Source organism: Streptomyces sp. ITFR-16, from assembly GCF_031844705.1.
Lineage (GTDB): Bacteria > Actinomycetota > Actinomycetes > Streptomycetales > Streptomycetaceae > Streptomyces.
The window spans coordinates 713,783-738,824 of sequence record NZ_CP134609.1 but is presented as its reverse complement, the minus strand read 5'-3'; the positions used below and the strand labels follow the sequence as shown (position 1 = coordinate 738,824).

Annotated in this window: 25 protein-coding genes; 12 read left to right on the top strand and 13 right to left on the bottom strand. The window is 69.0% G+C overall.

The window, feature by feature from the left end; translation table 11 throughout:
- Window positions 1-119: 119 nt before the first annotated feature.
- Window positions 120-437, top strand: coding sequence for a hypothetical protein (locus RLT58_RS03445; protein WP_311308881.1), 318 nt, complete (start codon window positions 120-122; stop codon window positions 435-437).
- Window positions 438-442: 5 nt separating this feature from the next.
- Entirely contained in the window at window positions 443-1,408 is a 966-nt protein-coding gene (locus RLT58_RS03440) for a glycoside hydrolase family 26 protein (RefSeq protein WP_311308880.1), read from the top strand.
- A 59-nt stretch (window positions 1,409-1,467) separates the two neighbouring features.
- On the opposite strand, the gene RLT58_RS03435 is transcribed toward RLT58_RS03440, so the two are convergent.
- The 3 genes from RLT58_RS03435 to RLT58_RS03425 form a co-directional block, all read right to left on the bottom strand.
- Window positions 1,468-2,232, bottom strand: coding sequence for a D-Ala-D-Ala carboxypeptidase family metallohydrolase (locus RLT58_RS03435; RefSeq protein ID WP_399130829.1), 765 nt, complete (start codon window positions 2,230-2,232; stop codon window positions 1,468-1,470).
- Window positions 2,233-2,448: 216 nt separating this feature from the next.
- Window positions 2,449-3,042, bottom strand: coding sequence for a C40 family peptidase (locus RLT58_RS03430; protein ID WP_311308879.1), 594 nt, complete (start codon window positions 3,040-3,042; stop codon window positions 2,449-2,451).
- 385 nt (window positions 3,043-3,427) lie between these two features.
- The gene (locus tag RLT58_RS03425) at window positions 3,428-4,654 is read right to left on the bottom strand and encodes an ROK family transcriptional regulator (protein ID WP_311308878.1); all 1,227 of its coding nucleotides are present in this window, start codon (window positions 4,652-4,654) and stop codon (window positions 3,428-3,430) included.
- Between the two features lie 198 nt (window positions 4,655-4,852).
- Here RLT58_RS03425 and RLT58_RS03420 point away from each other — a divergent pair, with 198 nt between their 5' ends.
- The 6 genes from RLT58_RS03420 to RLT58_RS03395 all read left to right on the top strand — a co-directional run bounded on the left by RLT58_RS03420 (window position 4,853) and on the right by RLT58_RS03395 (window position 11,246).
- On the top strand, window positions 4,853-5,866 hold the full coding sequence (locus RLT58_RS03420) for a substrate-binding domain-containing protein (RefSeq protein WP_311308877.1): 1,014 nt from the start codon (window positions 4,853-4,855) through the stop codon (window positions 5,864-5,866).
- On the top strand, window positions 5,866-6,876 hold the full coding sequence (locus tag RLT58_RS03415) for an ABC transporter permease (RefSeq protein WP_311308876.1): 1,011 nt from the start codon (window positions 5,866-5,868) through the stop codon (window positions 6,874-6,876). Before RLT58_RS03420 ends, RLT58_RS03415 begins: the two co-directional genes overlap by 1 nt.
- Window positions 6,873-7,673 carry an ATP-binding cassette domain-containing protein gene (locus tag RLT58_RS03410; RefSeq protein WP_311308875.1) on the top strand — a complete coding sequence of 267 codons (801 nt, stop codon included), beginning with the start codon at window positions 6,873-6,875 and terminating at the stop codon, window positions 7,671-7,673. The genes RLT58_RS03415 and RLT58_RS03410 overlap by 4 nt, the downstream gene beginning before the upstream one ends.
- On the top strand, window positions 7,670-8,377 hold the full coding sequence (locus RLT58_RS03405; protein WP_311308874.1) for a nucleoside/nucleotide kinase family protein: 708 nt from the start codon (window positions 7,670-7,672) through the stop codon (window positions 8,375-8,377). Before RLT58_RS03410 ends, RLT58_RS03405 begins: the two co-directional genes overlap by 4 nt.
- The gene (locus RLT58_RS03400) at window positions 8,374-9,141 is read left to right on the top strand and encodes an SDR family NAD(P)-dependent oxidoreductase (protein ID WP_311308873.1); all 768 of its coding nucleotides are present in this window, start codon (window positions 8,374-8,376) and stop codon (window positions 9,139-9,141) included. Before RLT58_RS03405 ends, RLT58_RS03400 begins: the two co-directional genes overlap by 4 nt.
- A 92-nt stretch (window positions 9,142-9,233) precedes the next feature.
- Window positions 9,234-11,246 (top strand): transketolase family protein, encoded by a 2,013-nt coding sequence (locus RLT58_RS03395; protein WP_311314401.1) that lies wholly within the window; start codon window positions 9,234-9,236, stop codon window positions 11,244-11,246.
- A gap of 104 nt (window positions 11,247-11,350) precedes the next feature.
- Here the strand turns inward: RLT58_RS03395 and RLT58_RS03390 are convergent, their stop codons facing one another.
- The 7 genes from RLT58_RS03390 to RLT58_RS03360 all read right to left on the bottom strand — a co-directional run bounded on the left by RLT58_RS03390 (window position 11,351) and on the right by RLT58_RS03360 (window position 18,153).
- Window positions 11,351-12,598, bottom strand: a complete 1,248-nt coding sequence (locus RLT58_RS03390; protein ID WP_311308872.1) for a cytochrome P450 family protein — start codon at window positions 12,596-12,598, stop codon at window positions 11,351-11,353.
- A 61-nt stretch (window positions 12,599-12,659) separates the two neighbouring features.
- A complete protein-coding gene (locus RLT58_RS03385; RefSeq protein WP_311308871.1) occupies window positions 12,660-13,922 on the bottom strand; it encodes a cytochrome P450 in 1,263 nt (420 codons plus the stop codon).
- Window positions 13,919-14,527 (bottom strand): GTP-binding protein, encoded by a 609-nt coding sequence (locus RLT58_RS03380; protein WP_311308870.1) that lies wholly within the window; start codon window positions 14,525-14,527, stop codon window positions 13,919-13,921. The genes RLT58_RS03385 and RLT58_RS03380 overlap by 4 nt, the downstream gene beginning before the upstream one ends.
- On the bottom strand, window positions 14,505-14,873 hold the full coding sequence (locus RLT58_RS03375) for a DUF742 domain-containing protein (protein ID WP_311308869.1): 369 nt from the start codon (window positions 14,871-14,873) through the stop codon (window positions 14,505-14,507). Before RLT58_RS03375 ends, RLT58_RS03380 begins: the two co-directional genes overlap by 23 nt.
- Window positions 14,870-15,277, bottom strand: coding sequence for a roadblock/LC7 domain-containing protein (locus RLT58_RS03370; protein ID WP_311308868.1), 408 nt, complete (start codon window positions 15,275-15,277; stop codon window positions 14,870-14,872). Before RLT58_RS03370 ends, RLT58_RS03375 begins: the two co-directional genes overlap by 4 nt.
- A 2-nt stretch (window positions 15,278-15,279) precedes the next feature.
- Window positions 15,280-16,887: an ATP-binding protein gene (locus tag RLT58_RS03365; RefSeq protein ID WP_399130823.1), complete on the bottom strand. Its 1,608-nt coding sequence runs from the start codon at window positions 16,885-16,887 to the stop codon at window positions 15,280-15,282.
- A gap of 555 nt (window positions 16,888-17,442) precedes the next feature.
- Entirely contained in the window at window positions 17,443-18,153 is a 711-nt protein-coding gene (locus RLT58_RS03360; RefSeq protein WP_311308866.1) for a class I SAM-dependent methyltransferase, read from the bottom strand.
- 296 nt (window positions 18,154-18,449) lie between these two features.
- Between RLT58_RS03360 and RLT58_RS03355 the strand changes: the two genes are divergently transcribed.
- Window positions 18,450-18,857: a YciI family protein gene (locus RLT58_RS03355; RefSeq protein ID WP_311308865.1), complete on the top strand. Its 408-nt coding sequence runs from the start codon at window positions 18,450-18,452 to the stop codon at window positions 18,855-18,857.
- A gap of 8 nt (window positions 18,858-18,865) precedes the next feature.
- Window positions 18,866-20,047 carry an RNA polymerase sigma factor gene (locus RLT58_RS03350; RefSeq protein WP_311308864.1) on the top strand — a complete coding sequence of 394 codons (1,182 nt, stop codon included), beginning with the start codon at window positions 18,866-18,868 and terminating at the stop codon, window positions 20,045-20,047.
- Between the two features lie 35 nt (window positions 20,048-20,082).
- Here RLT58_RS03350 and RLT58_RS03345 read toward each other — a convergent pair whose 3' ends face one another.
- Window positions 20,083-20,808: an alpha/beta fold hydrolase gene (locus tag RLT58_RS03345; RefSeq protein WP_311308863.1), complete on the bottom strand. Its 726-nt coding sequence runs from the start codon at window positions 20,806-20,808 to the stop codon at window positions 20,083-20,085.
- 206 nt (window positions 20,809-21,014) lie between these two features.
- Between RLT58_RS03345 and RLT58_RS03340 the strand changes: the two genes are divergently transcribed.
- Window positions 21,015-21,608, top strand: a complete 594-nt coding sequence (locus RLT58_RS03340) for a TetR/AcrR family transcriptional regulator (RefSeq protein WP_311308862.1) — start codon at window positions 21,015-21,017, stop codon at window positions 21,606-21,608.
- Window positions 21,609-21,626: 18 nt separating this feature from the next.
- On the opposite strand, the gene RLT58_RS03335 is transcribed toward RLT58_RS03340, so the two are convergent.
- Complete coding sequence (locus RLT58_RS03335) at window positions 21,627-22,379, bottom strand: GntR family transcriptional regulator (protein WP_311308861.1); 753 nt, start codon at window positions 22,377-22,379, stop codon at window positions 21,627-21,629.
- A gap of 88 nt (window positions 22,380-22,467) precedes the next feature.
- Complete coding sequence (locus RLT58_RS03330; RefSeq protein WP_311308860.1) at window positions 22,468-23,391, bottom strand: LLM class F420-dependent oxidoreductase; 924 nt, start codon at window positions 23,389-23,391, stop codon at window positions 22,468-22,470.
- Window positions 23,392-23,541: 150 nt separating this feature from the next.
- Here RLT58_RS03330 and RLT58_RS03325 point away from each other — a divergent pair, with 150 nt between their 5' ends.
- The gene (locus tag RLT58_RS03325; RefSeq protein ID WP_311308859.1) at window positions 23,542-24,987 is read left to right on the top strand and encodes a glyceraldehyde-3-phosphate dehydrogenase; all 1,446 of its coding nucleotides are present in this window, start codon (window positions 23,542-23,544) and stop codon (window positions 24,985-24,987) included.
- Window positions 24,988-25,042: the final 55 nt, after the last annotated feature.

Here is a 25,042-nt window from a genome sequence, read left to right as displayed (position 1 = left end):
TCGTCAACATCTGGAGCGCCAACGGGTGGGCAGAGAACGGCCTGCTGGTACAGAACACCAGCGAGCCGGCGCGACTGTACGAGCTCTCCGTCGAGCATCACGAGAGGCGGGAGGTGGTGTTGAGCCGGGTGTCCGGATGGCGGTTCCTCGGGTTGCAGACGGAGGACCACATCCACGGCTGGCGCTCGCAGGCAGTGGAGATCGAGCGTGGCACGGACATCCTCTTCGCCAACTCCGTGTTCTTCCGGGTGGCGACCGTGCTCGGCCCGAATCCCTGCAGCGTCGGGATTCACGACTGCGAGCGCATCACGCTGCGCGGCCATCGTGGATACCGCGACAAGACATCCGAATACACCCAGTGGGGCGCGGCCCTCAGCGATCGGCGCACCGGCCGAACGGTGCCCGAGGTCGAGTACACACTGATCGAGACAAGGTGACCGGCATGAGAGACATCAGCCGACGCGGCCTGCTTCTCGGCGCATCCGCAGCCGCGCTCAGCCCGGCACCCGTGTCCGTGGCCGCCCCACCCGGGCCGGCCGAGGAGGCCGTCGCACGGGCACTGGTTCCCGCCACCGGTGCCCACTTCGGCGCTTATGTCTACGAAGGCAGCAGCGCCGGGGTCTCCCAGCCGGAGAACCTGGAGTCGAAGATCGGCCGCCGACTGGGTATCAACCACTGTTTCCAGCCCGTGTCTGTGACGCTGCCGTCAGCCCGGATCGAACGGGACGTCACCGATGGGCGCGTCCCGATGCTGTCCTGGGCGGCAGGCTCCGAGACGAGGCTGCGCGAGATCGTGGCAGGTGCCCACGACGACTGGATCGACGCTCAGACGAGCGGACTCGCGGCCGTGGGCGCACCGGTGCTGATGCGGCTGACGTGGGAATTCGACCTGCGCTACAGGGATTTCGCACTGTTCACCGACATGTGGCAGTACGTGCGCGAGCGTTTCGCCGCGGCCCCGCAGGTGTCGTTCGTGTGGTGTCCTACCTGGCGAGCCTATCGGGAGACCGGCCAAGCGGAGCCGTTCTGCCCGGGGAACGCGTATGTGGACTGGGTCGGAGCGGATGGCTACGCCCGCCCCAGACCGGACAAGCCGGACTACGACTACCGCGCTTTCGACCTGATGTTTGATTTCGCGCATGCCTTCGCGGTGGACTGCGGAAAGCCGTTCATCGTCGGTGAGACCGGAGTACACCGTGCTCCGGCAGACCCGGCCCAAGCGGCGTGGCTGGCCACGGCACATGAGGTGATCAAGGCCCGGTATCCAGAGCTGAAGGCCCTCCTCTACTTTCATCGCGACGGACCCGGCGGCGACGACGACTGGCGCATCACCGTGCCGGACGGCGGCCCGGCGCAGGAGGTGTTCGCGGGTATTGCGGCGGACCCGTACTTCAACCCGGCCGGGTGAGAAGCGCCGTGCGCCTGCCTGCTCGACCGGCGCACGGCGACCTTGCGGAACTTGGGGCGTCAGATGCCGCAATTGGGCGCCGACCAGAAGCGGCCGCTGCCCCCGGCGACGTGAGTGTGGTCGTTGTGCCCCGGGTATCCCGGACCAAGAATCTCCGTGAAGCCATGGTTGCGGGCTGTTTGTGCGAGTGCGCAGAAGCCCTGTGGTCCAGCACCGAGGTCCGCCGCGTGCCCGTACATGTGACGGCTGTTGGCGGCGCCTCCAACGGCGTTGTTGCAGGACACGCTGCGGAAGCCGCCGTTGACGGTAATGGGCCGGTCGCCCATGGCATGCCGCATGGCCTGAAGCTTCCACATGGTCACCAGGGCGTTGGCACGCGCCGTCGCGGCACTGACCTTGCCCCCGGACCAGTCGGAGTTGCAGTGGTTCAGCTCGGAGTAGGCAAAGTTCACCGGTGTGCAGTCATTGTCCTGCAACTGGTAGATCTTGTTGAACGTCTGGGGTCCGGCGATGCCATCCGCCGTCAGGCCGTATGCGGACTGGAAGCGCTGCACGGCCGCCTTGGTGGCCGGGCCGAAAACGCCGTCGATGGCGAGCTGGTTTCCCGCGCCCGGGTAACCGGAAACGCGGATCTGGAGCTGTCGCACAGCCTCCCCGCCGGAGCCCTGCTGAAGGGTGCCGCTCCACGTGTAACAGGCGTCGGCCGTGCCGGCATTCCCGTATTCCGTCGAAGAGGACGCCGTTGCCGTGCTCGCGGACCCGCCGAGCGCGAAGACCGCGCCCGCCGTCATCGCGAGCAGGAGGCGGAGGTGTAGTGAGGGCATGGCCACATCCTTTGCCGTCAGTTGCTGAGGTCACAGGGCAACCCTGTATGTCAGGTGCACGTCAATGCGGCGTGATTCTCCCACGTCTGGGAGCGGATCCGCAGGAAATCCGCAGCAGGACGCGCGTTGACCATGGATCTCGGGCCTCTGGGAGGCCGCGAACTCTCATGAGCTCGGAGACGGTCCGGCCTCCCGGAAGGGGTGCTCGAGCCGGGGCTAGAAGACGCGGTGATACGTCGGGCTTCCCCAGACGTTCACCAGCGCGACCTCGCCTCGACTGCGGGAGGCGTTCCATACCTTCCCGCCGCCGGCGTAGATGCCGACATGGCCCGGCCAGTGCATGAGATCGCCGGCCGACCGGTTGGAGGCCGACACCTTCTTGACGGCCGCGGCCTGACGGGACGAGGTGCGCGGCAGCGTGATGCCTATCTGCTGATAGGCGCGCAACGTCAGCCCGGAGCAGTCGAACGTCTGGGGTCCCTCCGCACCCCAGACGTACTTCTTGCCCTTCTGCGCTGCCGCGAAGGCGATCACCTTTTGTACGCGCGCCTCGCGAGAGGAGCCGGTGGCCGCCAGCAGGGCGGACCAGGTCCTGGGGCCGACGACGCCGTCCGCTGTCAGGCTGCGGCTGGACTGGAAGGCGCGTACGGCCCGGCGGGTGGCCGGTCCGAACTTGCTGTCGACCGTCAGGCCGGCTCCGGTGGTGTTCAGTCGGCACTGGGCCTCCCGTACCGAATTACCCGTCGACCCCTCACGGATCTTGACCCGGTCGGACGTGACGCAGGAGGCGGTCGTCGAAGCGGCTGCCACGGGCTGGGACAGTGTCGCCAGGCCGCCGGCCGACAATATGGCGCACGCAAGGAAGGCCGCGGTCTGATTCTTGAGTCTCATGCTGGTCCGATCTTCAGTCGGGTCTTGAGCCGGGCGGGGCGTGTGCGAGGGCAGGCCCAAAGCGGCATGAGTTCGGCGCCTCGGTCCCACTCGCATCGGGAGTCTCGACAGTCCCAAGGCTCAGTCCGGTGAGCCTGCGCTGTCAATATCGCCTGGGCGCGGGCGACATGGCGCTCGCCGAGTAGGCCTGGGGTGAGCAACAGTCTTGAGAAAAGGCCGAGTTGAGGCTCGGCGTCCGGCGAGGGTCATTGCGTCCGCCGCACGCGCATGACGCGATGTCCCCCGCCGGACGCGCATGAACTCGTCAGGGCCGCAGGAAGGGTTGGCTGCCTGCGGCAAGCGCCACGTCCAGTACGGCGGGGGACAGCACATGGTCTCGTACGAGGAGGGCGGCTCCGGTGATTCCGGCATGCGACTTGTACCCGGTGGGGGCGATCTGCAGTTGCCGTGTGGCCAGAGGCAGTGAGCGCTGGTACACGACCTCGCGGACCCCTGCCATCAGATGGTCCCCGGTGGTGCTCAGCATTCCCCCGAGGACGATGACATCCGGATTGAGGAGGCTGGTGGCGTGGGCGACGGATTCTCCGAGTACGCGACCGGCTCTTCTGAGTGCGGCGATCGCGTGGCTGTCACCGCGTCTGACGCGATCGACGACGTGACGGGCGTCGTCGCCCTCCTGTACGTCCCGCAGGTCGCGGGCCAGCGCCCAGCCGCCGACGAGGGCTTCGAGACACCCTTGGTTGCCGCAGCGGCATTGCGGATCCCCGAAGCCGTTGATGTGGGCGTGCCCGATGTCGCCGGCGGCTCCCTGTGCCCCTCGGTGGACATGGCCTCCGATCACCATCCCGCTGCCGACGCCTGTGCCGGCCTTGATGTAGAGCAGGTTCTGCCGGTCGCTCCAGAACCGGCGGTGCTCCGCGAGGGTGAGCAGGTTGACGTCGTTGTCGATGAGGATCGGTACCTGCCACGTCTCGTGCAGGTGGCCTCGGATGTCGTAGTTGTCCCAGCCGGACATGACGGACCAGCCAAGTACACGTCCGGCCTCGTAGTCGACGGGGGCGGGCAGCCCGAAGCCGATGCCTGCCACCGGTTTGTCCCCTGCTTCGGCTTCCTCGATGACCTCACGCACCGTCGCCGTGACCCTGTCCAGCAGGGCGCGGGGGCCGTCGCCGACGGCGAGAGGCTCGACCGAGTCGGCAAGGACATTGGCGTGGAGATCGGTGACCGCCACGCGCGTGCGTGACTCGCCGATGTCCACGGCGATAACGGCACCTGCGGCGCCGTTGAGGTGGATCGACCGGGACGGGCGGCCGCGAGAAGAGGCAGTGACGTCACCCTCGCGTACCAGGTCCGCCTCGAACAGGGAGTCGAGGCGCTGGCCGACGGTTGACCGGGAGAGTCCGGTGAGCCGAGCTATGCCACTGCGCGTCCGCGCCTGGCCCGTGGTGATCAGTTCGAGGATACGGCCGGGTCCGTCGTCCGGACGCCAGGGTGTCGGGGGTGGTGCTGCCGCAGATGAAATGCCGGTCATCGCGATCACGTTCCGTTTCCGGTCGGCATGGCCTCCGACCCATTTATGTCGTTCATTGTACATAACTCTGCTATTTATGCTTGACACTCGATTTAATCATGCGCAGCATCGACGTAACATCCCCGTCACGCCGTCCTCGGAGGCAACTCCGGACCCTCGTGCCTGGCGGGTGGCCCCCGTCCATGGAGGACTGAGTCAATGAAGATCGTCCGACGCGCTGCCGGCTCTGCCGGCCTCAGAGTCTCGGCTCTCGCCCTCGCCTGTGCCTTCACCGCCGTCGCCTGCGGCGGGAACGGCGCGGGTGACACGGGAGGGAAGCCGACCATCGGCATCGTCGCGCTGAATCTCAGCAATCCGTTCTTCGGCACGCTGGAGAAGGCGACCGAGAACGCTGCCAAGGCCAAGGGGTGGAAGGTCATGAAGGCGGAGGCCAAGACGCCTGGCGACTCCGCGACCCAGGTCACGGCCATCGAGAACATGATCGCCAACAAGGTGAAGGCGATCGTGGTCACCCCGGCCAGCGCCACCGCACTCAACGGGGTCCTCAAGCGGGCCGAGGAACAGGGCATCCTGGTCCTCGCCGTGAACGCCCCGCTCAAGCCCGACAGCACCGCGGCGGCGACCTATGCGACGGACAACGTTGCGGCCGGCAAGCTGATCGGGCAGTGGGCCAAGGCGTCGGCACCGGCAGGTGCCGGCGTCGCGATGCTGGACTTCGACCTGTCGGACGCGCCGTCCGCCGACCGGCACAAGGGCTTTCTGGACGGCTACGGCATCGCCGCATCCGCTCTCGCGGGCAAGGCCCTGACCAAGGGGACCGAGGACACCGGCCAGCAGGAGATGGAGAACCTCCTCTCGGCGCACCCCGGCATCAACGTCGTTTACACCATCAACGAACCGACCGCACGCGGCGCGTACACCGCCATCAAGAACAAGGGGCGCGCGGGCAAGGTCGTGCTGGTGTCGGTCGACGGAGCGTGCAGCGGTGTGCAGGACGTCAGAGACGGCGTGATCGGCGCCACCGCCATGCAGTTCCCCGACAAGATGGGACAGAAGGCCGTGCAGGCCGCTGCCGCCTACATCAAGGACGGGACGAAGCCCGAAGGCGGGATCGTCGACTCCGGGACGCAGCTCATCACCGACCGCCCGGTGAAGGGGCTTGCCTCCCAGACCTCGCAGTGGGGTCTTGAGCACTGCTGGGGACCGAAGTGATGGCGGGCGGCGTCCGGGAGTCCGACATCGCCGAGCTGGAGACACCGCTCCGCGCGCGAAGGGATCTCCGCAGCCTCGTCACCCACCAGATCTTCGGGCCACTGCTCGCCCTGGTGGTGGCGGTGATCGTGTTCGCCCTCACGACCAGCACCTTTTTCAACTCCGGCAATCTGGCGCTGATCGCCCAGCAGTCCGTGGTGGTCGGAACCCTGGCCCTCGGACAGACGCTGATCATCCTGACGTCCGGGATCGACCTGGCCAACGGAGCCATCATGGTGCTGGGCTCCGTGGTGATCGGCAAAATGGCCGTCGGCAACGACCCTGTCCTGGCGGCCGTGGTCGGACTGGTCGTCTGCGTGGCCCTCGGCGCGGTCAACGGCGCTCTGGTGTCCTGGCTGAAACTGCCTCCTTTCATCGTGACCCTCGGCGTCATGTCGGTGGTCATGGCCGCGGCCCGCCTCTATACCGATTCACAGAGCTACCCCATCACCTCCGACTTCCTCACCGTGCTGAACGACGGACCGGCGATCGGCGGAGTCACCATCACCTACGGGGTGATGCTCTGGATCGGGCTGACCGCGGTCCTGGGCTTCGCTCTCACCCAGACTTCCTGGGGTGTCCGGGTCTACGCGGTCGGTGACAACACACGGGCGGCAGAACTGTCGGGGATCAAAGTGCGACGGGTGCTGCTGAGCGTCTATGTGGTCGCTGGCCTCGTATACGCCCTGGCCGCCTGGCAGGCGCTGGGCCGTACACCGACGGCCGACCCCAGTGGGTACGCCAACGGAAATCTCGACAGCATCACCGCTGTCGTCATCGGCGGCACCAGCCTGCTCGGTGGGCGGGGCGGCGTCGTGGGGACGCTCATCGGAGCCCTCATCGTGAGTGTGCTCCAGAACGGGCTCACCCAGGCGGGCATCGACTCGCTCTACCAGCAGGTCGCGACAGGCGTCCTGGTGATCGTCGCGGTGGGTGTGGACCACCTGGCACGAAGGAGGCAGCAGCGATGACCAGGTCGGACCCCACAGTCAACGTGCTGGAGGCACGAGGGCTCACCAAGCACTACGGGCACGTGGTCGCCATGGACAACTGCGACTTCGACCTGCGCCCCGGCGAGATCCTCGCAGTGATCGGTGACAACGGGGCGGGCAAGTCCACCTTGATCAAGTCTTTGACGGGAGCGGTCGTCCCGGACTCGGGGACTCTGTACCTCGACGGGGAGCCCGTACGGTTCCGCGGCCCGCTGGACGCCCGGGGCGCCGGCATCGAGACCGTCTACCAGGAGTTGGGGGTGGCCCCGGCCCTCGACATCACCCAGAACCTCTACCTCGGCCGCGAACAGCGCCGCAAGGGGCTGCGGGGCACCGTCTTCCGCCAGCTGGACACACGGGGAATGCGGCACGAGTCGGCCCGGCAGATGGCGGACCTGGGAATCCGGGTGCAGTCCATCACCCAGAAGGTGGAGACCCTGTCCGGAGGGCAGCGTCAGGCCGTCGCGGTGGCACGTGTCGCCGCCTGGGCCAAACGAGTGGTGGTGATGGACGAACCGACGGCTGCCCTCGGCGTACGGGAGACCAACCAGGTCCTGGACCTGATCCTGCGTGTCCGGGACAGAGGACTGCCCGTCGTGCTCATCAGCCACAACATGCCCAATGTGTTCCAGGTCGCCGACCGCATCCACATCCATCGGCTGGGACGCCGCATCGCGCTCGTCGAGCCGGCGCAGACCTCCATGGAAGAGGTCGTCGCGATCATGACCGGGGCAAAGAAGCCCGGTCCCGGACACAAGAGGGGAGAGCGGGGATGACCCGGAGCACGGGTGCCGAGGACGACCGCACACCGACGGTGGAGGATGCCGGCCACGCGGAGCTCATCGCCGCCGCCAGGTCCATGATCGTCCCCGGGCAGCGCACGGTCCTGGGCATCGTAGGGGCCCCGGGCTCCGGCAAGTCGACGCTCGGTGAGGCCCTGGTGTCCGCACTCGGCGGACAGGCGGTCCTGGTGGGACTGGACGGATTCCACCTGGCCAACGCCGAACTCGACCGGCTGGGCAGGCATCCCCGCAAGGGAGCCGTCGACACGTTCGACGCCGCGGGCTACGTCAACCTGTTGCGCAGACTCCGCGCGCGGGACGAAGAAGTCGTCTACGCCTCCCTGTTCGACCGGAGTCTGGAGGAATCCATCGCCTGCGCCGTACCGGTGCCCCGCGATGTCCCCCTCGTCGTGACCGAGGGCAACTACCTGCTCGTCGAGGACGGGCCATGGGAGCAGATACGCGGGCTGCTCGACACCTGCTGGTTCCTGGAACCAGGGGAGGTGACCCGGCTGCGGCGGCTCATCACCCGGCACATGTCGTACGGACGCTCACCCGAAGAGGCTCACGACCGCTCGCACGGTTCCGACCAGGCCAACGCCGAACTGATCACCCGTACCCGTCGCCGCGCCGATCGCGTCATACGCGTCGTGGCGTCGGACGAAAGCAATGATCACAGCAAGGAGCGCACCTCATGAACGTGTTGGACAGATTCCGCCTCGACGGCCAGGTCGCCGTCGTCACGGGAGGGAACCGGGGCATCGGCAAGGCCATCGCCACGGCCTTCGCCCAGGCGGGTGCCGCGGTGGCCGTCGTCGGACGGGACGAGGAGCGCAACGAGCGCACCGCGGCCGAACTCGTGGCCGACGGAGCCACGGCACTGGCCGTGCGGGCCGACGTCACCAGCCGAGCCGATCTGACCTCCCTGCACGACCGGGTGACCCGGCAACTCGGCCCCGTCGATGTCCTGGTCAACAACGCGGGGATCGGCATCCACGGCGCGTCCCTGTCCATCAGCGACGAGGACTGGGACCGGGTACTGGCCACCAATCTGAGCGCGGTCTGGAAGGCGAGTCAGGTGTTCGGCGCCTCCATGGTCGAGCGCGGCACCGGCTCGATCGTCAACATCGGCTCCATGTCTGGCATGATCATCAACCGGCCGCAGTGGCACGCCCCGTACGCCGTGTCCAAGGCAGGCGTGCATCACCTCACCAAGTCCCTCGCCGCCGAATGGGCCCCGCGTTCGGTCCGGGTCAACGCGATCGCACCCGGATACACCAAGACCGAGATCTCCGACATCGACAGCCCGGAGTACAAGCACTACTGGATCGACGAAGTGCCCATGGAACGGTACGCGCAAGCCCTGGAGATCGCCCCGGCAGCGCTGTACCTGGCGAGCGCCGCCTCGTCCTTCGTCACAGGGGAGATCCTCGTCGTGGACGGTGGGTACACGCTGTGGTAAACACCCCGTCGCCGGAGCAGACGCCGGCCTCCGCCCCTTTCGACTGGACCGATCTGGACCGGCGTGCGGTCGTCACCGCCCGGGTCCTGGCCATGGACGCTGTCGAAGAGGCAGGACACGGCCATCCCGGTACCGCGGTCAGCCTGGCCCCGGCGGCCCACCTGGTCTTCCAGCGCTTCCTGCGGCACGATCCCGCCGACCCGGCTTGGCCGGGCCGTGACCGCTTCGTGCTCTCGTGCGGCCACTCCAGTCTCACGCTCTACATCCAGCTCCTTCTCACGGGCTACCCCCTCACCCTCGACGACCTCCGCGACTACCGGAAGAAGGGCAGCCTGACACCGGCGCACCCGGAGTGGGGACATACCCCAGGAGTCGAGACCACCACCGGGCCGCTCGGCCAGGGCATAGCCACCGCGGTGGGCATGGCGATGGCCGCCCGACGGGAGCGCGGACTCCTGGATCCGGACGCGCCGGAGGGTACGAGCCCCTTCGACCACCGGGTGTTCGTGCTCTGCTCAGACGGCGACATCCAGGAAGGAATCAGCGCGGAGGCGGCGTCCTTCGCCGGTCACCAGAAGCTCGGCAACCTCGTCGTCATCCACGACGACAACCGGATCTCGATCGAGGGCAGTACCGAACTGGCGACGAGCGAAGACGTGGGCGGCCGTTACGCCGCCCAGGGCTGGCACGTCCAGCGCGTGGAACTGGCAGCGGACGGCGATGTCGATGTCGCCGGGCTGTCCGAGGCACTTGAGGCGGCGACCGGGGAGACGTCCCGGCCCTCGATCATCGTCATGCGGAGCACCATAGCGTGGCCCGTCCCCGGGGCGAAGAACACCGCTGCCTCCCACGGCTCCGCCCTCGGCGCCGAAGCGGTCCGCAGGGCCAAAGCAGTGCTGGGTGCCGACACCGACGCCACTTTCGCTCTTCCGGCGGACGTGTACGAGGCGACCACCAGGACGGCCCGGAGCAGGGGGGCTACCGCGCGCGGCGCCTGGGAGCGGGCGCTCACCGGGTGGGCCCGGGCGCACCCCGACCGCAGCGCTCTGCTGACCCGTATCAGGAGCGGTCGGCCCCCGGCCGACTTCCCCGACGCCCGCCCGGTGTTCCGCCCCGGCCCGCCGGTCGCCACCCGCAAGGCATTCGGCCAGGCCCTACGTGCGGCGGCTCTGCAACTGCCGGAACTGTGGGGCGGATCCGCGGATCTGGGCGACTCCAACCACACCACGGTCGAGCCGGCTTCCTCCTTCCTGCCCGCCTCCAGTACTCTGCCCGGCGCTGATCCGGCCGGCCGGACCATCCACTGGGGCATCCGGGAGCACTTCATGGCCGCGGCCATGAACGGCATCGCCCTCTCCGGGCTCAGCCGCCCCTATGGAGGAACCTTCCTCGTCTTCAGCGACTACATGCGTCCGGCCGTGCGCCTGGCCGCGCTCATGGGGCTGCCCACGCTCTATGTCTGGACGCATGACTCGATCGGCCTCGGCGAGGACGGCCCCACCCATCAGCCGGTCGAGCACCTCGCCTCGCTTCGTGCCATGCCTGGTCTGGACGTGGTACGCCCCGCCGACGCCAATGAGACCGCAGTCACCCTCTGGCGGGTTCTGAGCAACAGAGGCGGTCCCGTGGGCTTCAGCCTGAGCAGACAGGATCTCCCGGTACTGCCCGAGGAAGGGGACGGTCTGAGACCGACCGAAGGAGCCGCGCTCGGCGGCTACATCCGCTACGAAATGCCTGCCGGGGAGGAGGAGCGCAGTGCCCCGGACGTCATCCTCATCGCCACCGGATCCGAGGTGTGGGTGGCCATCGAGGCCGCTCGTGCCCTGGCGGCGGAGTCGATCCGGGCCCGCGTGGTCTCCATGCCGTGCCGAGAGTGGTTCGACGCACAGCCCGCCTCGTACCGTGAAACTGTCATCCCGCCGTCGGTACGCCGCCGGGTTGTCATCGAGGCCGGGGTAAGTCAGGGCTGGCATGACCTTCTGGGGCTGGAGGGGCGGGCGATCTGCGTGGAGAATTTCGGCGCCTCCGCTTCGGCCCGGGAACTCTTCGAACACTTCGGCATCACCCGCGAGGCGGTGGCAGAGGTCGCGCGGGCACTCGTGTGAGGTGGTGGCGCGGCGGGCTGCCGCGCGATGGGCGGAGCTCCCCCGCGCAGCGGTGCGGGGGAGCTCCTGGCAGTGCCCGACGAGCGGGGCAGACCGCGGAGCCATCAGTTGCCGAGGCGTACCGGCAGGGTCGAGGAGCTGTTGGAGAAGAGGGACGGCACGGGGACCAGCGCCCCGGGGTCGACCGCCAGCGAAAGATCCGGGTAGCGCCGGAAGACGGCCGGGATGGCCAGCGCGGCCTCCAGGCGTGCCAGGGGGGCGCCGAGGCAGAAGTGGGGGCCGTGGCTGAACGCCAGATGCCTGCGCTGCTCGCGGGTGATGTCGAACCTGTCGGCATCGGAACCGTGTTGGCGCCGGTCGCGGCCGACTGCGCTGTACGGGGCCATGATCGCTTCGCCCTTGGGGATGCGGACCCCGGCGATCTCCACGTCCTCCAGCGGGTAGCGGAAGGGGAAGTTGCCGATCGGCGCGTCCCAGCGCAGGGTCTCCTCCACCACGTCCGCCCAGACCGAGGCGTCGCCGCCCGTGGCGAGAGCACGCTGATCAGGATGGGTCAGCAGTGCGCGTACCGCGTTGGTGATGAGGCTCAGCGTGGTCTCCTGCCCTGCTGACAGCATCAGCAGGAGAGTACCGACGAGCTCCTCCTCGCTCAGAGCGTCGGGGTCCGCCTCACGCGCGGCGATGAGCGCGCTGGTGAGGTCATCACCGGGATCGCCGCGCCGAGCCTCCACGACCCGGCCCAGCAGCTGGTACTGCTCGATCTGGCTGGCGGCGACTTCCGCGGGAGGAAGGTCCGAGCGGAAGATGTTGTCCATCAGCTCCTGGAGCCGCTGACGCTCGTGGGAGGGGACGCCGAACAGCTCGCAGATGACCTGCATCGGCACAGGGTGTGCGAAGTGCCTGCGCAGGTCCACGCTGCCGTCGGCGTCCACTCGGTCGGGAAGGGAGTCGAGCAGGTCGCCGATGATCTGCTCGATCCGTGGGCGCATTTCCTGGACGCGGCGTGGAGTGAAGGTCTGGGTGACCAGTTTGCGCAGCCGGCGGTGTTCCTGGCCGTCGGACGTGACCATGTTGGTCACTTTCACCATGCCTATGAGCGGCCACCCGTCCTCGATCTCGCCGCGGACGATGGCACTCCAGTTGCGCCAGTCCTTGCTGAAACGGGGATCGGCGACCATGTCGTTGAGCAGGGCGTGTTCCGTCACCGACCAGGCCATGACGTCGCCCGGAAGCCGGACCCGGACGACAGGGCCGAGCGAGCGAAGCCGGGCGGCTTCGGCGTGGTGATCTGTTCCGCGGGGGTCGAGGGCGACGACAGGTATGTGGCCTTCGGAGGAATCCGTACGCGTCATGCGCTGCTCCAAGGTACGGGACCCGCGGCGGTGGCCGCAGGTCCGGCGGGGACAGGGGATGTCATCGGCGGATGTCGGCGCCGATGCGGGAGGCGGAGAACTCCGCGGGAAGCGACATCGGCACCCGTGTCCAGGGGGAGGGACGCCAGGTCACTTCTTCTGCCGGGATGCTGAGGCGCATGTCCGGCAGCAGGTGCAGGGCGGTCTGCACCGCTGTACGGGTGATCAGCCGGGCGGGAACCTGTGCGGGGCAGACGTGTGGGCCGGCGGAAAAGGCGAGATGGGCACGGTTTCCCCAGCTCTCCTCGTCGTTCCCGGGGCGGATCACGGGGTCGTCGTTGGCACCGCACAGACCGAGAATCAGACAGTCGCCACGCCGGATGACGTGACCGCCCAGCTCGGTGTCGTGCAACGCGTATCTGGCCGGCATGTTGTTCATGGGAGGATCGCGCCACAGCGCCTCGTCCAACGCGTCGTCGATACCGAGCCGGCCGCCGCGCAGGCGTGCGGCGAACCGGGGGTCGGTGAGCATCAGCCGGAGCGTGTGGGAGATCCAGGCCGTCACCGTCTCGTTGCCCGCCGAGATCATCACGACGACCGACTGGAGGTGTTCCGCCTCATTCCGCAGGTTCGGATCACTGATGAACGCCGTGGTCATGTCACCAGTCGGGTTGCGCCGCCGCTCACGCACAGTGTCCAGGATGATCTGCTCGAAGTTCCTGTTGCCGCTCTGCGAATTGTCGGCGCTCCCGAACAGCGCGATGAGCGCGTCCAGCAGTTCTCGTCCCTCGGTGGTGTCCAGGCCGAAGAGGGAGGCCAGCGACAGCATCGGCACGATGGTCGCGTACTCGTTCACGAGATCCGCGCGGCCACGCGGCGAGAACTCGGCGATCAGCTCGGTACAGAGTGCTTCCACCTCCCGGCGGACCCGCCGCTGGTCCATCTTCGCGACAGCGTTGTCGAGCGGCCTGCGCAGCCGACGATGCTCAGGGCCGTCGGCCCCGATGACGTTCGCCCGCCATGCCATCATCGGGAGAAGACCCGAATGGAGTGGCACGAGGCCGTTGTTGAGGTCGCGCCAGTTGCGGGCATCGCGGGAGAACAACTGTTCCTGCCGGGTGATGGTCAGGAGTTCCCGGTAGCCGAGGACGAGCCAGGCGGGTACTCCCGGTTCCAGTTCGACCTTGGCAACGTTGCCCCATTCGCTGCGCAGCCTGCGATAGGCAGCCTGCGGGTCCGCGGATCCCACCGCCGCCGACAGGGGCATCAGCCCGGTCGACTGCGCGTCGTGTGCCGGGCAGGCGGGTGGTGGTGTGAGGCTCATGACGTGGTCTCCCAGGCGGCCGCAGTCCGGTTGCCCGATACGTACTCCACAAGGCTCACCAGAGAACCGACCGACGAACTGTAGTGGCGTGCGTCGCAGCTGACGATAGGTGTGTCGGGCAGAAGGTCCAGGGCCCCGCGCAGTTCGTCCACCGAGTACTGCTCGCTGTCGGGGAACTGGTTGACGGCGACGGCGAAGGGCAGCCCGCGGATCTCCAGTTGCTCCAGGACGTCGAAGCTGTCCTCCAGCCGCCGGGTGTCGATGAGGACGAGCACTCCGATGGCGCCCTCGGACAGTCCTTCCCACAAATCCCAGAACCGACGCTGACCAGGCATTCCGAACAGATAGAGCACCAGCCGCGAACTGAGCGTGATTCTGCCGAAGTCCATGGCTACGGTGGTAGTTGACTTGGTACTCATCCCCGCCAGGTCGTCGATGCCGACGCTCGCCACGGTCATGACTTCCTCGGTGCGCAGCGGTTCGATCTCGCTGACGGACCCGACGAGCGTCGTCTTGCCCACGCCGAAGGCACCCACGACCAGGATCTTGGCCGCTTGCTGGACAGTGTCGGGTAAATAGCGATCAGACGAGCCGGCGGAGCCCATCCAGTACCTCCTGAAGCAAGTGGCTGTCGGGCAGTGCGGCTTGCGGGACGCCGGACCGCGCGGACAGATGACCGCTGTCCACGAGGTCGGACGCCAGCACCTTCATGAGACTGACCGGCAGCGCGAGATGTGCGGCAGCTTCCACCAGGGAGATCAGACGCTCGCACATGCGCATCAGAGCGAGCTCCTCCCGGGTGGCTGTGACGGGGAGCGGCTTGTGCGTATCGGCCACGATCAGGAGGGTCTCGACCCCGACGGTGTTCCGACTGGGCCGCGCGCGTCCTCGGGTGATGACGTAGGGACGAACGGCACCGTCCGGGAAAGGGTCTCCTCCGGACGCGGTCACACGGACCCCTGCCGCGGCGGACTGCTGAGGTTGTGGGCTCCGATCTTCATGACCTGGGCCTGCATCTGGCGGGCGACCAGCTTCGGATCGACGACCGGTCCCGTCACCACCGCGAGGTGTGCGCCGTTGGCGCTCCGCATGAAGAGGAAGCCGCCTTTGAACTCGACCATCTGCTGGTGTACGGCGCCGCCGTCCTCTCCGAACTCCCTGCCCAGGCTGCGTCCCAAGGACTGCAGCCCGGAACAGTTGGCCGACAGCCGGTCGGCCGAATCCCTGTCGATTCCGTCCGAACTGGCCAGCAGCAGCCCATCCGCACTGAACACAATGGCCTGCCGCACTCCCGGCACCGCTGTGACCTCAGCCAGCATCCATCCACGCTGCTGAGGGCTCTCCACGTAGCTCATGATCAGGTCTGTCCTTCTGTCGAATCTGGGTGAGTAGCGGATAGACCGTGGTCGCTGCCGTGCGTGTACTCGGCATGGCCGCCGGGCAGCGGAGCATCGGCGCGGCCGCCCTCGAAGAACTGCTCCATCCAGTTGCCCGCGTCCTCCGGCGAACCGGGTGGGGTGACAGCCGTCGGCGCCGCCTGGACCTGGGGCGTCTGGCCGTCGCGCCGGGAGCGGCGCTGCGGCAGTCTGCGGGAAGGCCGGTGCGCGGGCGCTTGCGACGAGGAGGACATGCGGTGTTCGGCGTCGGTCGATGCGAGAGGACCGCCCGGCAGCGGTTCCGGAGCAGGATCCGACGACGGCGCGGTCGGCTCCGTCATGGGCTGCGAGGGACGGGCCGCGGGTGCCCGATGCTCCTCCGGGGCCGGTGGCGCGGGCCTGGATCCGGGGACGCGCGCGGCTGCTGGTGTGCCCACCGGGGCAAGGGCCGTAAGCAGTTCCACCGGTACGAGGACCACGGCACGCACACCACCGTACGGAGACGGTCCCAGGTCGACGCCGAGGCCGTGCCGCCGGGCGAAGCGTCCGACGACCGCGAAGCCGGTCTGCGGAATCTCCCCCACATCGCCGACGCCGAGGAGCCGGCGGCCGGAGGCGATCTCGCGTGCTTCGGCCAGGCGGTACTCGTCGAGTCCGAGCCCGCCGTCGTCCACCTCGATGACTGCCCCCCGCTGCACGGTCCGGACCGTGACCGGGACACCGGTTCTCGGCGGGCTGTACTCCGTGGCGTTGGCGAGCAGTTCGGCGAGGAGATGGATGAGGGGCTCCACGACGGGAGCCGTGACGCCGACATCGGGGTCGCCCGTCACTTCGATGCGTTTGAAGGAAACGATCCTTCCTGAAGCGGCTCTGACCACGTCGACCAAGGCCAGCGGCCGCTGCCACTGCTGCCCGGGCCACTCACCGCACAGCACCTTCAGACTCTGGGCGTGCCGCGCCTGCTGGGTGGCCGCGTGGTCCACGTGCATCGTGGCTTCGAGTAGATCCGCGTCTCCCGGGTATCTCTCGGCCACTCCTGTGGCGGTGGCCTGAATGCGGTGAGCGGAGGTCTGGACGCGGTTCGCGAGTTCGATCAGTGCCAGCCGGTGTGACTCCTCACGATCCTCCACCGCGGTCGAGACCTGGGAGAGCAGCCGCTCCAGGCTGTCCGCCAAGACAGGGCCCAGTTGTGAGGCACCGCGGCGCGGAGGCGGAATCTCCCGTTTCCCGAGGGCCGCGGGCAGCCGCTCGGAGGCGAGATGGCCGACCTCCTCGACAACCAGTTCAGACTGTCGGCCGACGTACTGCCTCCACTCGGCGTCCTGGCGCGCAGCTTCCGCCTGCCGGGCCTGAGACTCCGTCCGCCGGAGAGCGGCATCTGCGGCCGTCTTCAGATGCCGTGCCCGCAGGGAGATGAGGCAGGCCATGGCCGACACCGCCGAGGCTGCGTAGACAACGGCCAGTGGGGCGGACAGCCGACTCGTGGAGAACACTCCGAACACGAGCGGCACAACGGTGAGCAGCAGAGCCGCCCACCAGAGGCCGGGCCTGTCGGGTGGGGCGCCCGAGGACGCAGGAGAACGTGCCATGGATAACCCTTGAGTTGGCTCGGAATCGCCGACTGATGCACGCGGGCCCCGCGTGTGCCGCCGGTGAGTCACGGCGGGGGACACGACGGTCGACGTGAGGCCTACGGATGAGGTGCCCGCCCGGAACTGCACCGTTGTCTCGCGGCGGGACCGGAGCGCGCTCGGCTGGGCTGATTGTGCATCAGGCATGGTCGGGTGATCGTATATGGCAGAGGCACATGGCGTAGCCGTCTACCGGTCAGATCGGCTCGGGATGGCTGGGATTGTTCGGTGCGTGTACGCCGCGCGGGCTCACAGGGGAACAGGTGTCTTCGCCTGGTCTCCCGTGAGCCCGCCGGTGGCGCAATCCGTTTGAAAAGAGGCGCATGTGTTGATCCGCGGTCCAGGGTGTGGCGGCGGCATCGGGCGGGGAAGGGCCGCGTTCCTACGGAGCGTGTCGCTTATGGCGAGTTGATCCCAGGGTGAAGAGGTTGATTCTGTACGAGTTGACGGCGGGCGGGACCAGGCGCGCCAGAAGCGGTATGCCGTATCGATGGCGCTATGGCCAGGTTCTGGCTATGTCCGCCTGCGGGCTGGCGAACGTCCTGCTCTCGCGCAGCGTCGGCCCCAGGCCTCCAGAGCCTTCGGGTCATCGCAGGTCCATGTCATCCGTGCATCAACGGACTTGAACACCGGGTTGCGATCCTGGTTGCGCATCATGGCGCCACCGCCGGTGTCGAAGCTCAGATCGGATCCGGGGAATCGGCCCGTCAGGGCTTCTACGACAGAGCGGACCTGACCTTCGTCCAAGTAGAGGAGCACGGCCTCGCTGACGAAGAAGTACGGACCGCCGCCGTCCGCCACTTGCTCGAACCAGTCGGTCTCCAGTACCGATGCCGCGAGGGTCGTGGTCCGCGGGGAGTCGCGAAGGAACCTCCGCCGCAACTCCACGGTGTCCGGCAGATCGAGGTCGAACCAGCGCGCTCGCCCGTTGTCGAGGCGGCGAGAGCGTGTGCCGAGCCCGGCGCCGAGTTCGACCACGGTGCCGTCGGGATGTTCGCTGAGGAAGCGGCGTACCCAGCCGTCGAAGATGGCGCTGCGCAGCACGGAGCCCACGAGCGAGGGCCCGCGGAACTTCTCGAAGTCGTAGTCGATGCGCTCGACCATCCTCAGCGCCTCGGCATCTCCGAGGATCGGTCGGCGAGCCTGCGCGTCGAGTGCGCGTCCGTAGAGCGGGATGAGCAGTGTCTCCTGTACGGTCCCGAGCCGCACGTTCTCCTTGGGCACTTGATCACCATCCAAGAGAAGTTAGGTATGCCTAAGTAACTCTATCGTGGGCGGTCTTCCCTGCGGTGATTCCTGGTGGCGTCTTGACCCGGTGGCGCCCCAGGACACACGCTCAGGGCTTTCCCCATGGGGACCAGCGGGGACAAGGGGGCGCAGGTTCACATCCGCAGAGTGCGTGCGTGCACGTCGGGAAGTCCGCGGAAAGAAATTCTGACGATGATGTCGAGAACCCGGGACCGGCTCCGTCCCCGTGGTGAACGCGACCGGACCGGTCGCACGACACCGAGGAGAAGACCATGGCCAAGTACCTGCTGCTGAAGCACTACCGAGGCGCCCCGGCCGCCGTCAACGACGTGCCGATGGCCGAGTGGACGCCGGAGGAGATCTCGGCCCACCTGCAGTACATGAACGAATTCGCGGCCCGGCTGGAGAAGACCGGCGAGTTCGTCGACAGCCAGGCGCTCGCCCCCGAGGGGACGTTCGTCCGGTACGACGGCGAGGGCCGCCCGCCCGTCACCGACGGCCCGTTCGCCGAGACGAAGGACGTCATCGCCGGCTGGATGATCATCGACGTCGACAGCTACGACCGCGCGGTCGAGCTGGCCGGGGAGCTGTCGGCCGCCCCCGGCGCGGGCGGGAAGCCCATCCACGAATGGCTGGAGCTGCGCCCCTTCCTGGGCGTGCACCCCACCGTCACGGAGTGACGTCCCCCATGGACGAGGTTCTGCTCCGCAGCCTCACGCCGCAGGTGCTCGCCGTCCTCGTCCGCCGCGGAGCCGACTTCGCGGCGGCGGAGGACGCGGTCCAGGAGGCGCTGGTCGAGGCGGTCCGCCGCTGGCCGGCCGCCCCCGCCCCGGGCTCCTCGCCCGGGGCCGGCGGGGAGCCCCTCCGGGATCCGAAGGGCTGGCTGGTCACCGTGGCCTGGCGCAAGTTCCTCGACGCGACCCGGGCGGACACCGCTCGCCTCCGGCGCGAGGAACGCGTCGAGGAGGAGCCGGCGCCCGGGCCCGCGCCGGCCGTGGACGACACACTCCAGCTCTACTTCCTGTGCGCCCACCCGTCGCTGACCCCGTCCTCCGCCGTCGCCCTCACCCTGCGCGCGGTCGGCGGGCTGACCACCCGCCAGATCGCCCGGGCGTATCTGGTCCCCGAGGCGACCATGGCCCAGCGCATCAGCCGGGCCAAGCGCACCGTGGCCGGGGTGCGGTTCGACCGGCCGGGCGATGTCGCCACCGTCCTGCGCGTTCTCTACCTGGTCTTCAACGAGGGCTACTCCGGTGATGTCGACCTCGCAGCCGAGGCCATCCGCCTCACCCGGCAGCTCGCGGCCCGGATCGACCACCCCGAGGTGGCGGGCCTGCTCGCGCTGATGCTGCTCCACCACGCCCGGCGCGCCGCCCGTACCGCCCCGGACGGCAGCCTGGTGCCGCTCGCCGACCAGGACCGGGGCCAGTGGGACACCAGGGCGATCGCCGAGGGTGTGGTGATCCTCCAAGCAGCCCTGGCCCGCGACCGGCTGGGGGAGTTCCAGGCGCAGGCCGCCGTCGCGGCGCTCCACGCCGACGCGCCGACCGCCGAGGAGACCGACTGGGTGCAGATCGTGGAGTGGTACGACGAGTTGGAGCGGCTGACCGACAGCCCGGTGGTCCGGCTCAACCGCGCGGTCGCCGTGGGCGAGGCCGACGGGCCGAGGGCCGGCCTGGCGGCGCTCGCGGCGCTGGACGACTCGCTGCCGCGTCACACCGCGGTGGCGGCCTACCTCCATGAGCGCGACGGCGACCTGGCGAAGGCGGCGCGGCTGTACGCAGAGGCGGCGGAGAAGGCCCCCAACCTCGCCGAACGCGACCATCTGACGCGCCGGGCGGCCCGGCTCAACGCCCGTCGCGACCGCTGACCGGCGGTACGGGGCCGGGGCTCCGGCGGGAGCGGTCAGCCCAGCTTGAGCAGCAGGTCCGACAGCTCGGCGGGCATGGTGATCATGCAGTCGTGCCCGGTCGGCAGCTCCCACACCTGTGCGGGGGTGCCGTCGGGCTGCACCGGCGGGACGGGGCGACGGGTGATGCCCTCCGGTTTGCCGACGGTGCAGTGGATGTGTGTCCGCCGGACCGCGTCGGCGGCGGGATTGTCGAGCTGGACCGGCTGCCGGAGGCAGCGCACCGGCTGGTCGGACAGCATGGCGCGCAGCCACGCGACGTCGGCCGGGTCGGTGACCCCGAACAGTCCGGCGGGCGGCGGCATCTCGGGCAGCGGCGGAATCCGCCAGGGGGTGTCCGACTTCGCGGCCTCGTCGATGAGGACCAAGGTGATCGGCTGGGCGTCGACCGCGGTCTCGCCGTGCTCGGGGACCATCGCGTCGAGGTAGACGAGGTGCGCGATCCGGTCGGGCACCCGGTTGGCGACGGACGTGATGACGAGCCCGGCGTAACTGTGGCCCACGAGCACCACATCGCTGAGGTCCTCTTCGGTGATCAGCCCGACGATGTCCTCGACATGGGTGTCCAGCCCCACGTCGGGGCCGAGCAGGTGCGCCTTGTCGCCGTAGCCGGTCAGGGAGGGGGCGAGCACCCGGTGTCCGGCCGAGGTCAGCAGCGGCACCACCCGTTCCCAGGCCTGCCCGCTGTGCCAGGCACCATGGACCAATAGATAAGTCGACATTGTTTCGCTCCTTCGCGCACGCGCCCGGCCGGAACCAGGGCGGTCCCGGGCGGCGTCGGCGGGTACGGGCGCCCGCGGTCTGTCATGATGGATAAACGGGACGCTGTCCCGATTGAAAATACGGGACACTGTCCCGTTTAGCAATCCCGGGTACGGAAGCCCGGTGCGAAGACCGATACGGAAGCCAGGTACGGAAGGACGATGCGGTGACTGACGCCGATCGGGACGCGGTGCGTGCGCCCCGGCCCAAACGCGCGGACGCGCGACGCAACGAGGAGGCCCTGCTCGGCTCCGCGGCAGCGGTCTTCGTCGAGTCGGGCGTGGAGGCGCCGATCCGCGACATCGCGGCCAGGGCGGGCGTCGGGACGGCCACCATCTACCGCCATTTCCCGACGCGGGCGGACCTCATCGTCGCTGTCTACCGGCACCAGGTGGAGGCCCTTGCCGAGGCCGGTCCCGCCCTGCTGGCGGACAGCGCCACCCCGCACGCCGCGCTGGGGCGATGGGTCGATCTCTTTGTCGACTTCCTCGTCACCAAGCAGGGGCTCGCCGGGGTGCTGCAGTCCGACGACCCCTGCTTCGACCCGCTGCACTCCTACTTCCTGGAGCGGCTCGTTCCCGTCTGCGCCGAACTGCTCGACGCCGCCGTCCGGGCCGGCGAGATCCGCTCCGACGTGGACGCCTACGCGTTCATGCGCGGCGTCGGGGGCCTGTGCGCGGGCGCCGGCGGCAATGCCCGGTACGACGCGCGCCGGCTGGTCGAGGTCCTGGTCGCGGGGCTGCGCCGGTCGTCCGGGTGAGGCCGGGCCGCGTGCGGTTCAGCGCGCGGTGAGCGTCATGTCGAACGAGTAGCGCGAGGCCCGGTAGAGGTGCGAGCCGAACTCCACCGGGCGGCCCGCGTCGCCGAGCACCGTGCGCTCCATGGTCAGCAGGGTGCCGCCGCGCGGCTCCGTCAGCAGGCGGCACTCCGCCGCCGTCGCCCGGCGCGCCCCGATCGTCTGCTCGGCGGAGCGCAGGGTCACACCGGCCCGGCCGAGCAGCTGGTAGAGGCCGTGCGCGGCGAGATCCTGCTCGCTCGGGCTCAGCAGGTCCGCCGGCAGATGGTTCTCCATGACCGCGATGGGCTCGTCGTCCGCGTACCGCAGCCGGCGCAGCGCCAGGGTGGGCGCACCCGGTTCGAGCCGGAGCGCCGTCGCGACCCTGCCGGCGGCCGGCAGGGTCTCCATCGACAGCAGCTCGGTGCGCGGCCGGCGGCCGTCGCGCTCCAGGTCCTCGAAGAGGCTGGTCAGCTCGATCTGCCGGCGGACGCGGTCGTTGACGACCTGGGTGCCCACTCCGCGCTTGCGCGCGAGCAGTCCCTTGTCCACCAGGTGCTGCATGGCCTGGCGCATGGTCGGACGCGACAGCTCGAACCGCTTCGCCAGCGAGATCTCGTTCTCCAGCTGCGTACCGGGTGCCAGTGTGCCCGACTCGATGAGCTGCTGGAGCTGCTGCGCGATCTGGAAGTACAGCGGCACCGGGCTGTCCCGGTCGATGGTGATCAGCCTGGTGATCGACTCCGCGTCGGGCATTTCGGAACGGTGCGCCACACGCCCAGTATGCCGCACCTTCCGGTCAAGCTCCATACATCTATATGTCAGAACAAAGGGGAGAGGGGAGTCAGCCGGCCAGCTCACCGAGGAGCGCCCAGGTCCGGCGCCGGTCTTCGTCTCCGGCCAGGTCCGTCCCCGCGAACACCACCTCGGTCGCCCCGGCGTCCCGGTAGCGCCGCACCTCGGCTGCCACCGCCTTCTCGTCGCCGATCACCGCCACGTCGGAGGCCCGCTTCCCGCCGGAGAGCTCGATCACGCGCGCGTAGGACGGGAACTGCTCGTAGAAGGCCAGCTGTTCGGTGGCGGTCGCGCGGGCGGCGTCGGGATCGCCGGTGACCACCCCGTGCACCAGGGCCACGATCCGGGGCGCCGGCCGGCCCGCGTCGCGGGCGGCGGCGGTCACCGCAGGGACGATGTGCTCGGACAGCGCCCGGGGCCCCGCCAGGTACGGCAGGATCCCGTCCGCCAGCTCGCCGCTGGCCCGCAGTGCCTGCGGGCCCATCGCGGCCACCAGCAGCGGCACGCCCTGCTCCGCCCCCGGCACCCGGGCGGGCAGCGGGGTGGTCGCGGTGATCAGCTCGCCGTGGAAGTCGGCCTCACCCGTCTCGGTGAGCCGGCGCAGCGCGGTGAGGAACTCCCGCAGCCGGGCGATGGGCCGCTCGTACGGGATGCCGAAGCCCGCCTCCGTCAGCGGCTTCGTGCCGAGGGCGAGCCCCAGGTGGTAGCGGCCGTGCGTGGCCGCCTGGGCGGTCTGCGCCTGGCTGGACACCAGCAGGGGGTGCCGGCCGAAGACGGGGATCGCGGACGTGCCCACGTGCAGCCCCGGCACCTCCCGGCCGACGATCGCCGCGAGCTGGGGTGAATCGGCGCCGAAGGTCTGCCCGAACCAAGCGGACCGCAGCCCTGCGGCGGCGGCCTCCCGGGCGAGCTCCACGGTGGCGTCGATCTGGTTGGCGGATCCGGTCGCGCTGAGCGCTACTCCCACAGTCATATCAAGGAAAACAAAGGCCGGTTGGGCCCGCATTCCGGCCCGTTCATGACGACTTCATGACCGCTGTGTGTACAGGCGCGGGGGGCCGATTGGGTGATCAAATGAAGGATGGTTACCATATGAGCGCCGCCTAGCTCGAAAGATAAACCTGTGACTGTCAATGACGACGCGTTCACCAACTGGAAGAACCGCGAGGAAATCGCGGAGTCGATGATCCCGATCATCGGGAAGCTGCACCGCGAGCGGGACGTGACCGTCCTCCTGCACAGCCGCTCCCTGGTGAACAAGTCGGTGGTGAGCATCCTCAAGACCCACCGCTTCGCCCGGCAGATCGACGGCGAGGAGCTCTCGGTCACCGAGACCCTGCCGTTCCTCCAGGCGCTCACCACGCTGGATCTCGGCCCCTCCCAGATCGACATCGGCATGCTCGCCGCGATGCACAAGGCCGACGACCGCGGCCTCACCGAGGCGGAGTTCACCGCCGGTGCCGTCGCCGGTGCCACGGGCGCCGAGAAGATCGAGCGCCGCGCGTCGCGCGATGTCGTCCTGTACGGATTCGGCCGCATCGGCCGCCTCCTGGCCCGGCTGCTCATCGAGAAGGCCGGCTCCGGCAACGGCCTGCGGCTGCGCGCCGTCGTCGTCCGCAGGGGCGGCGGCCAGGACCTCGTCAAGCGCGCCTCGCTGCTGCGCCGCGACTCCATCCACGGGCAGTTCCAGGGCACGATCACCGTGGACGAGGCGAACGACCGGATCATCGCCAACGGCAACGAGATCCAGATGATCTACGCCGACGACCCGGCGTCGGTGGACTACACCGCGTACGGCATCGACGACGCGATCCTCATCGACAACACCGGCAAGTGGCGCGACCGCGCGGGCCTCTCGAACCACCTGCGCCCGGGCATCGCCAAGGTCGTCCTGACCGCGCCGGGCAAGGGCGACGTGCTCAACGTCGTGCACGGCGTCAACCACGACATGATCAAGCCGGACGAGCAGATCATCTCCTGCGCGTCCTGCACCACCAACGCGATCGTCCCCCCGCTGAAGGCGATGGCCGACGAGTACGGCGTCCTGCGCGGGCACGTGGAGACCATCCACTCGTTCACCAACGACCAGAACCTGCTGGACAATTACCACAGCTCCGACCGCCGCGGCCGGTCCGCGCCGCTCAACATGGTCATCACCGAGACCGGCGCCGCCTCGGCCGTGGCCAAGGCGCTGCCCGACCTCGACGCGACCATCACCGGCAGCTCGATCCGTGTCCCGGTGCCCGACGTCTCCATCGCGATCCTCAGCCTGAAGCTCGGCCGCGAGACCACCCGCGAGGAGGTCCTCGGCCACCTCCGCGAGGTGTCGCTGACCTCCCCGCTCAAGCGGCAGATCGACTTCACCACCGCCCCCGACGCGGTCTCCAGCGACTTCATCGGCTCACGCCACGCCTCCATCGTCGACGCGGGCCCGACCCAGGTCGACGGCGACAACGCGATCCTCTACCTCTGGTACGATAACGAGTTCGGCTACTCGTGCCAGGTCATCCGGGTCGTCCAGTACGTCTCCGGGGTCGAGTACCCCACGTACCCCGTCCCGGCGCTCTGACCTCACCGGCGACCGCCGGCGCCCCAGGGGCCGGTCCCACCCTCCGACGGGTGGG

Coding starts and splice junctions, on each gene's coding strand:
- RLT58_RS03405 (WP_311308874.1), top strand. CDS start 7,670: ATGACCCGGAGCACGGGTGCCGAGGACGACCGCACACCGACGGTGGAG.
- RLT58_RS03385 (WP_311308871.1), bottom strand. CDS start 13,922: ATGAGCCTCACACCACCACCCGCCTGCCCGGCACACGACGCGCAGTCG.
- RLT58_RS03345 (WP_311308863.1), bottom strand. CDS start 20,808: ATGTCGACTTATCTATTGGTCCATGGTGCCTGGCACAGCGGGCAGGCC.
- RLT58_RS03380 (WP_311308870.1), bottom strand. CDS start 14,527: ATGGGCTCCGCCGGCTCGTCTGATCGCTATTTACCCGACACTGTCCAG.
- RLT58_RS03335 (WP_311308861.1), bottom strand. CDS start 22,379: ATGCCCGACGCGGAGTCGATCACCAGGCTGATCACCATCGACCGGGAC.
- RLT58_RS03415 (WP_311308876.1), top strand. CDS start 5,866: ATGGCGGGCGGCGTCCGGGAGTCCGACATCGCCGAGCTGGAGACACCG.
- RLT58_RS03370 (WP_311308868.1), bottom strand. CDS start 15,277: ATGAGCTACGTGGAGAGCCCTCAGCAGCGTGGATGGATGCTGGCTGAG.
- RLT58_RS03355 (WP_311308865.1), top strand. CDS start 18,450: ATGGCCAAGTACCTGCTGCTGAAGCACTACCGAGGCGCCCCGGCCGCC.
- RLT58_RS03400 (WP_311308873.1), top strand. CDS start 8,374: ATGAACGTGTTGGACAGATTCCGCCTCGACGGCCAGGTCGCCGTCGTC.
- RLT58_RS03350 (WP_311308864.1), top strand. CDS start 18,866: ATGGACGAGGTTCTGCTCCGCAGCCTCACGCCGCAGGTGCTCGCCGTC.
- RLT58_RS03420 (WP_311308877.1), top strand. CDS start 4,853: ATGAAGATCGTCCGACGCGCTGCCGGCTCTGCCGGCCTCAGAGTCTCG.
- RLT58_RS03330 (WP_311308860.1), bottom strand. CDS start 23,391: ATGACTGTGGGAGTAGCGCTCAGCGCGACCGGATCCGCCAACCAGATC.
- RLT58_RS03435 (WP_399130829.1), bottom strand. CDS start 2,232: ATGCCCTCACTACACCTCCGCCTCCTGCTCGCGATGACGGCGGGCGCG.
- RLT58_RS03410 (WP_311308875.1), top strand. CDS start 6,873: ATGACCAGGTCGGACCCCACAGTCAACGTGCTGGAGGCACGAGGGCTC.
- RLT58_RS03390 (WP_311308872.1), bottom strand. CDS start 12,598: ATGACGCGTACGGATTCCTCCGAAGGCCACATACCTGTCGTCGCCCTC.
- RLT58_RS03365 (WP_399130823.1), bottom strand. CDS start 16,887: ATGGCACGTTCTCCTGCGTCCTCGGGCGCCCCACCCGACAGGCCCGGC.
- RLT58_RS03395 (WP_311314401.1), top strand. CDS start 9,234: ATGGACGCTGTCGAAGAGGCAGGACACGGCCATCCCGGTACCGCGGTC.
- RLT58_RS03425 (WP_311308878.1), bottom strand. CDS start 4,654: ATGACCGGCATTTCATCTGCGGCAGCACCACCCCCGACACCCTGGCGT.
- RLT58_RS03440 (WP_311308880.1), top strand. CDS start 443: ATGAGAGACATCAGCCGACGCGGCCTGCTTCTCGGCGCATCCGCAGCC.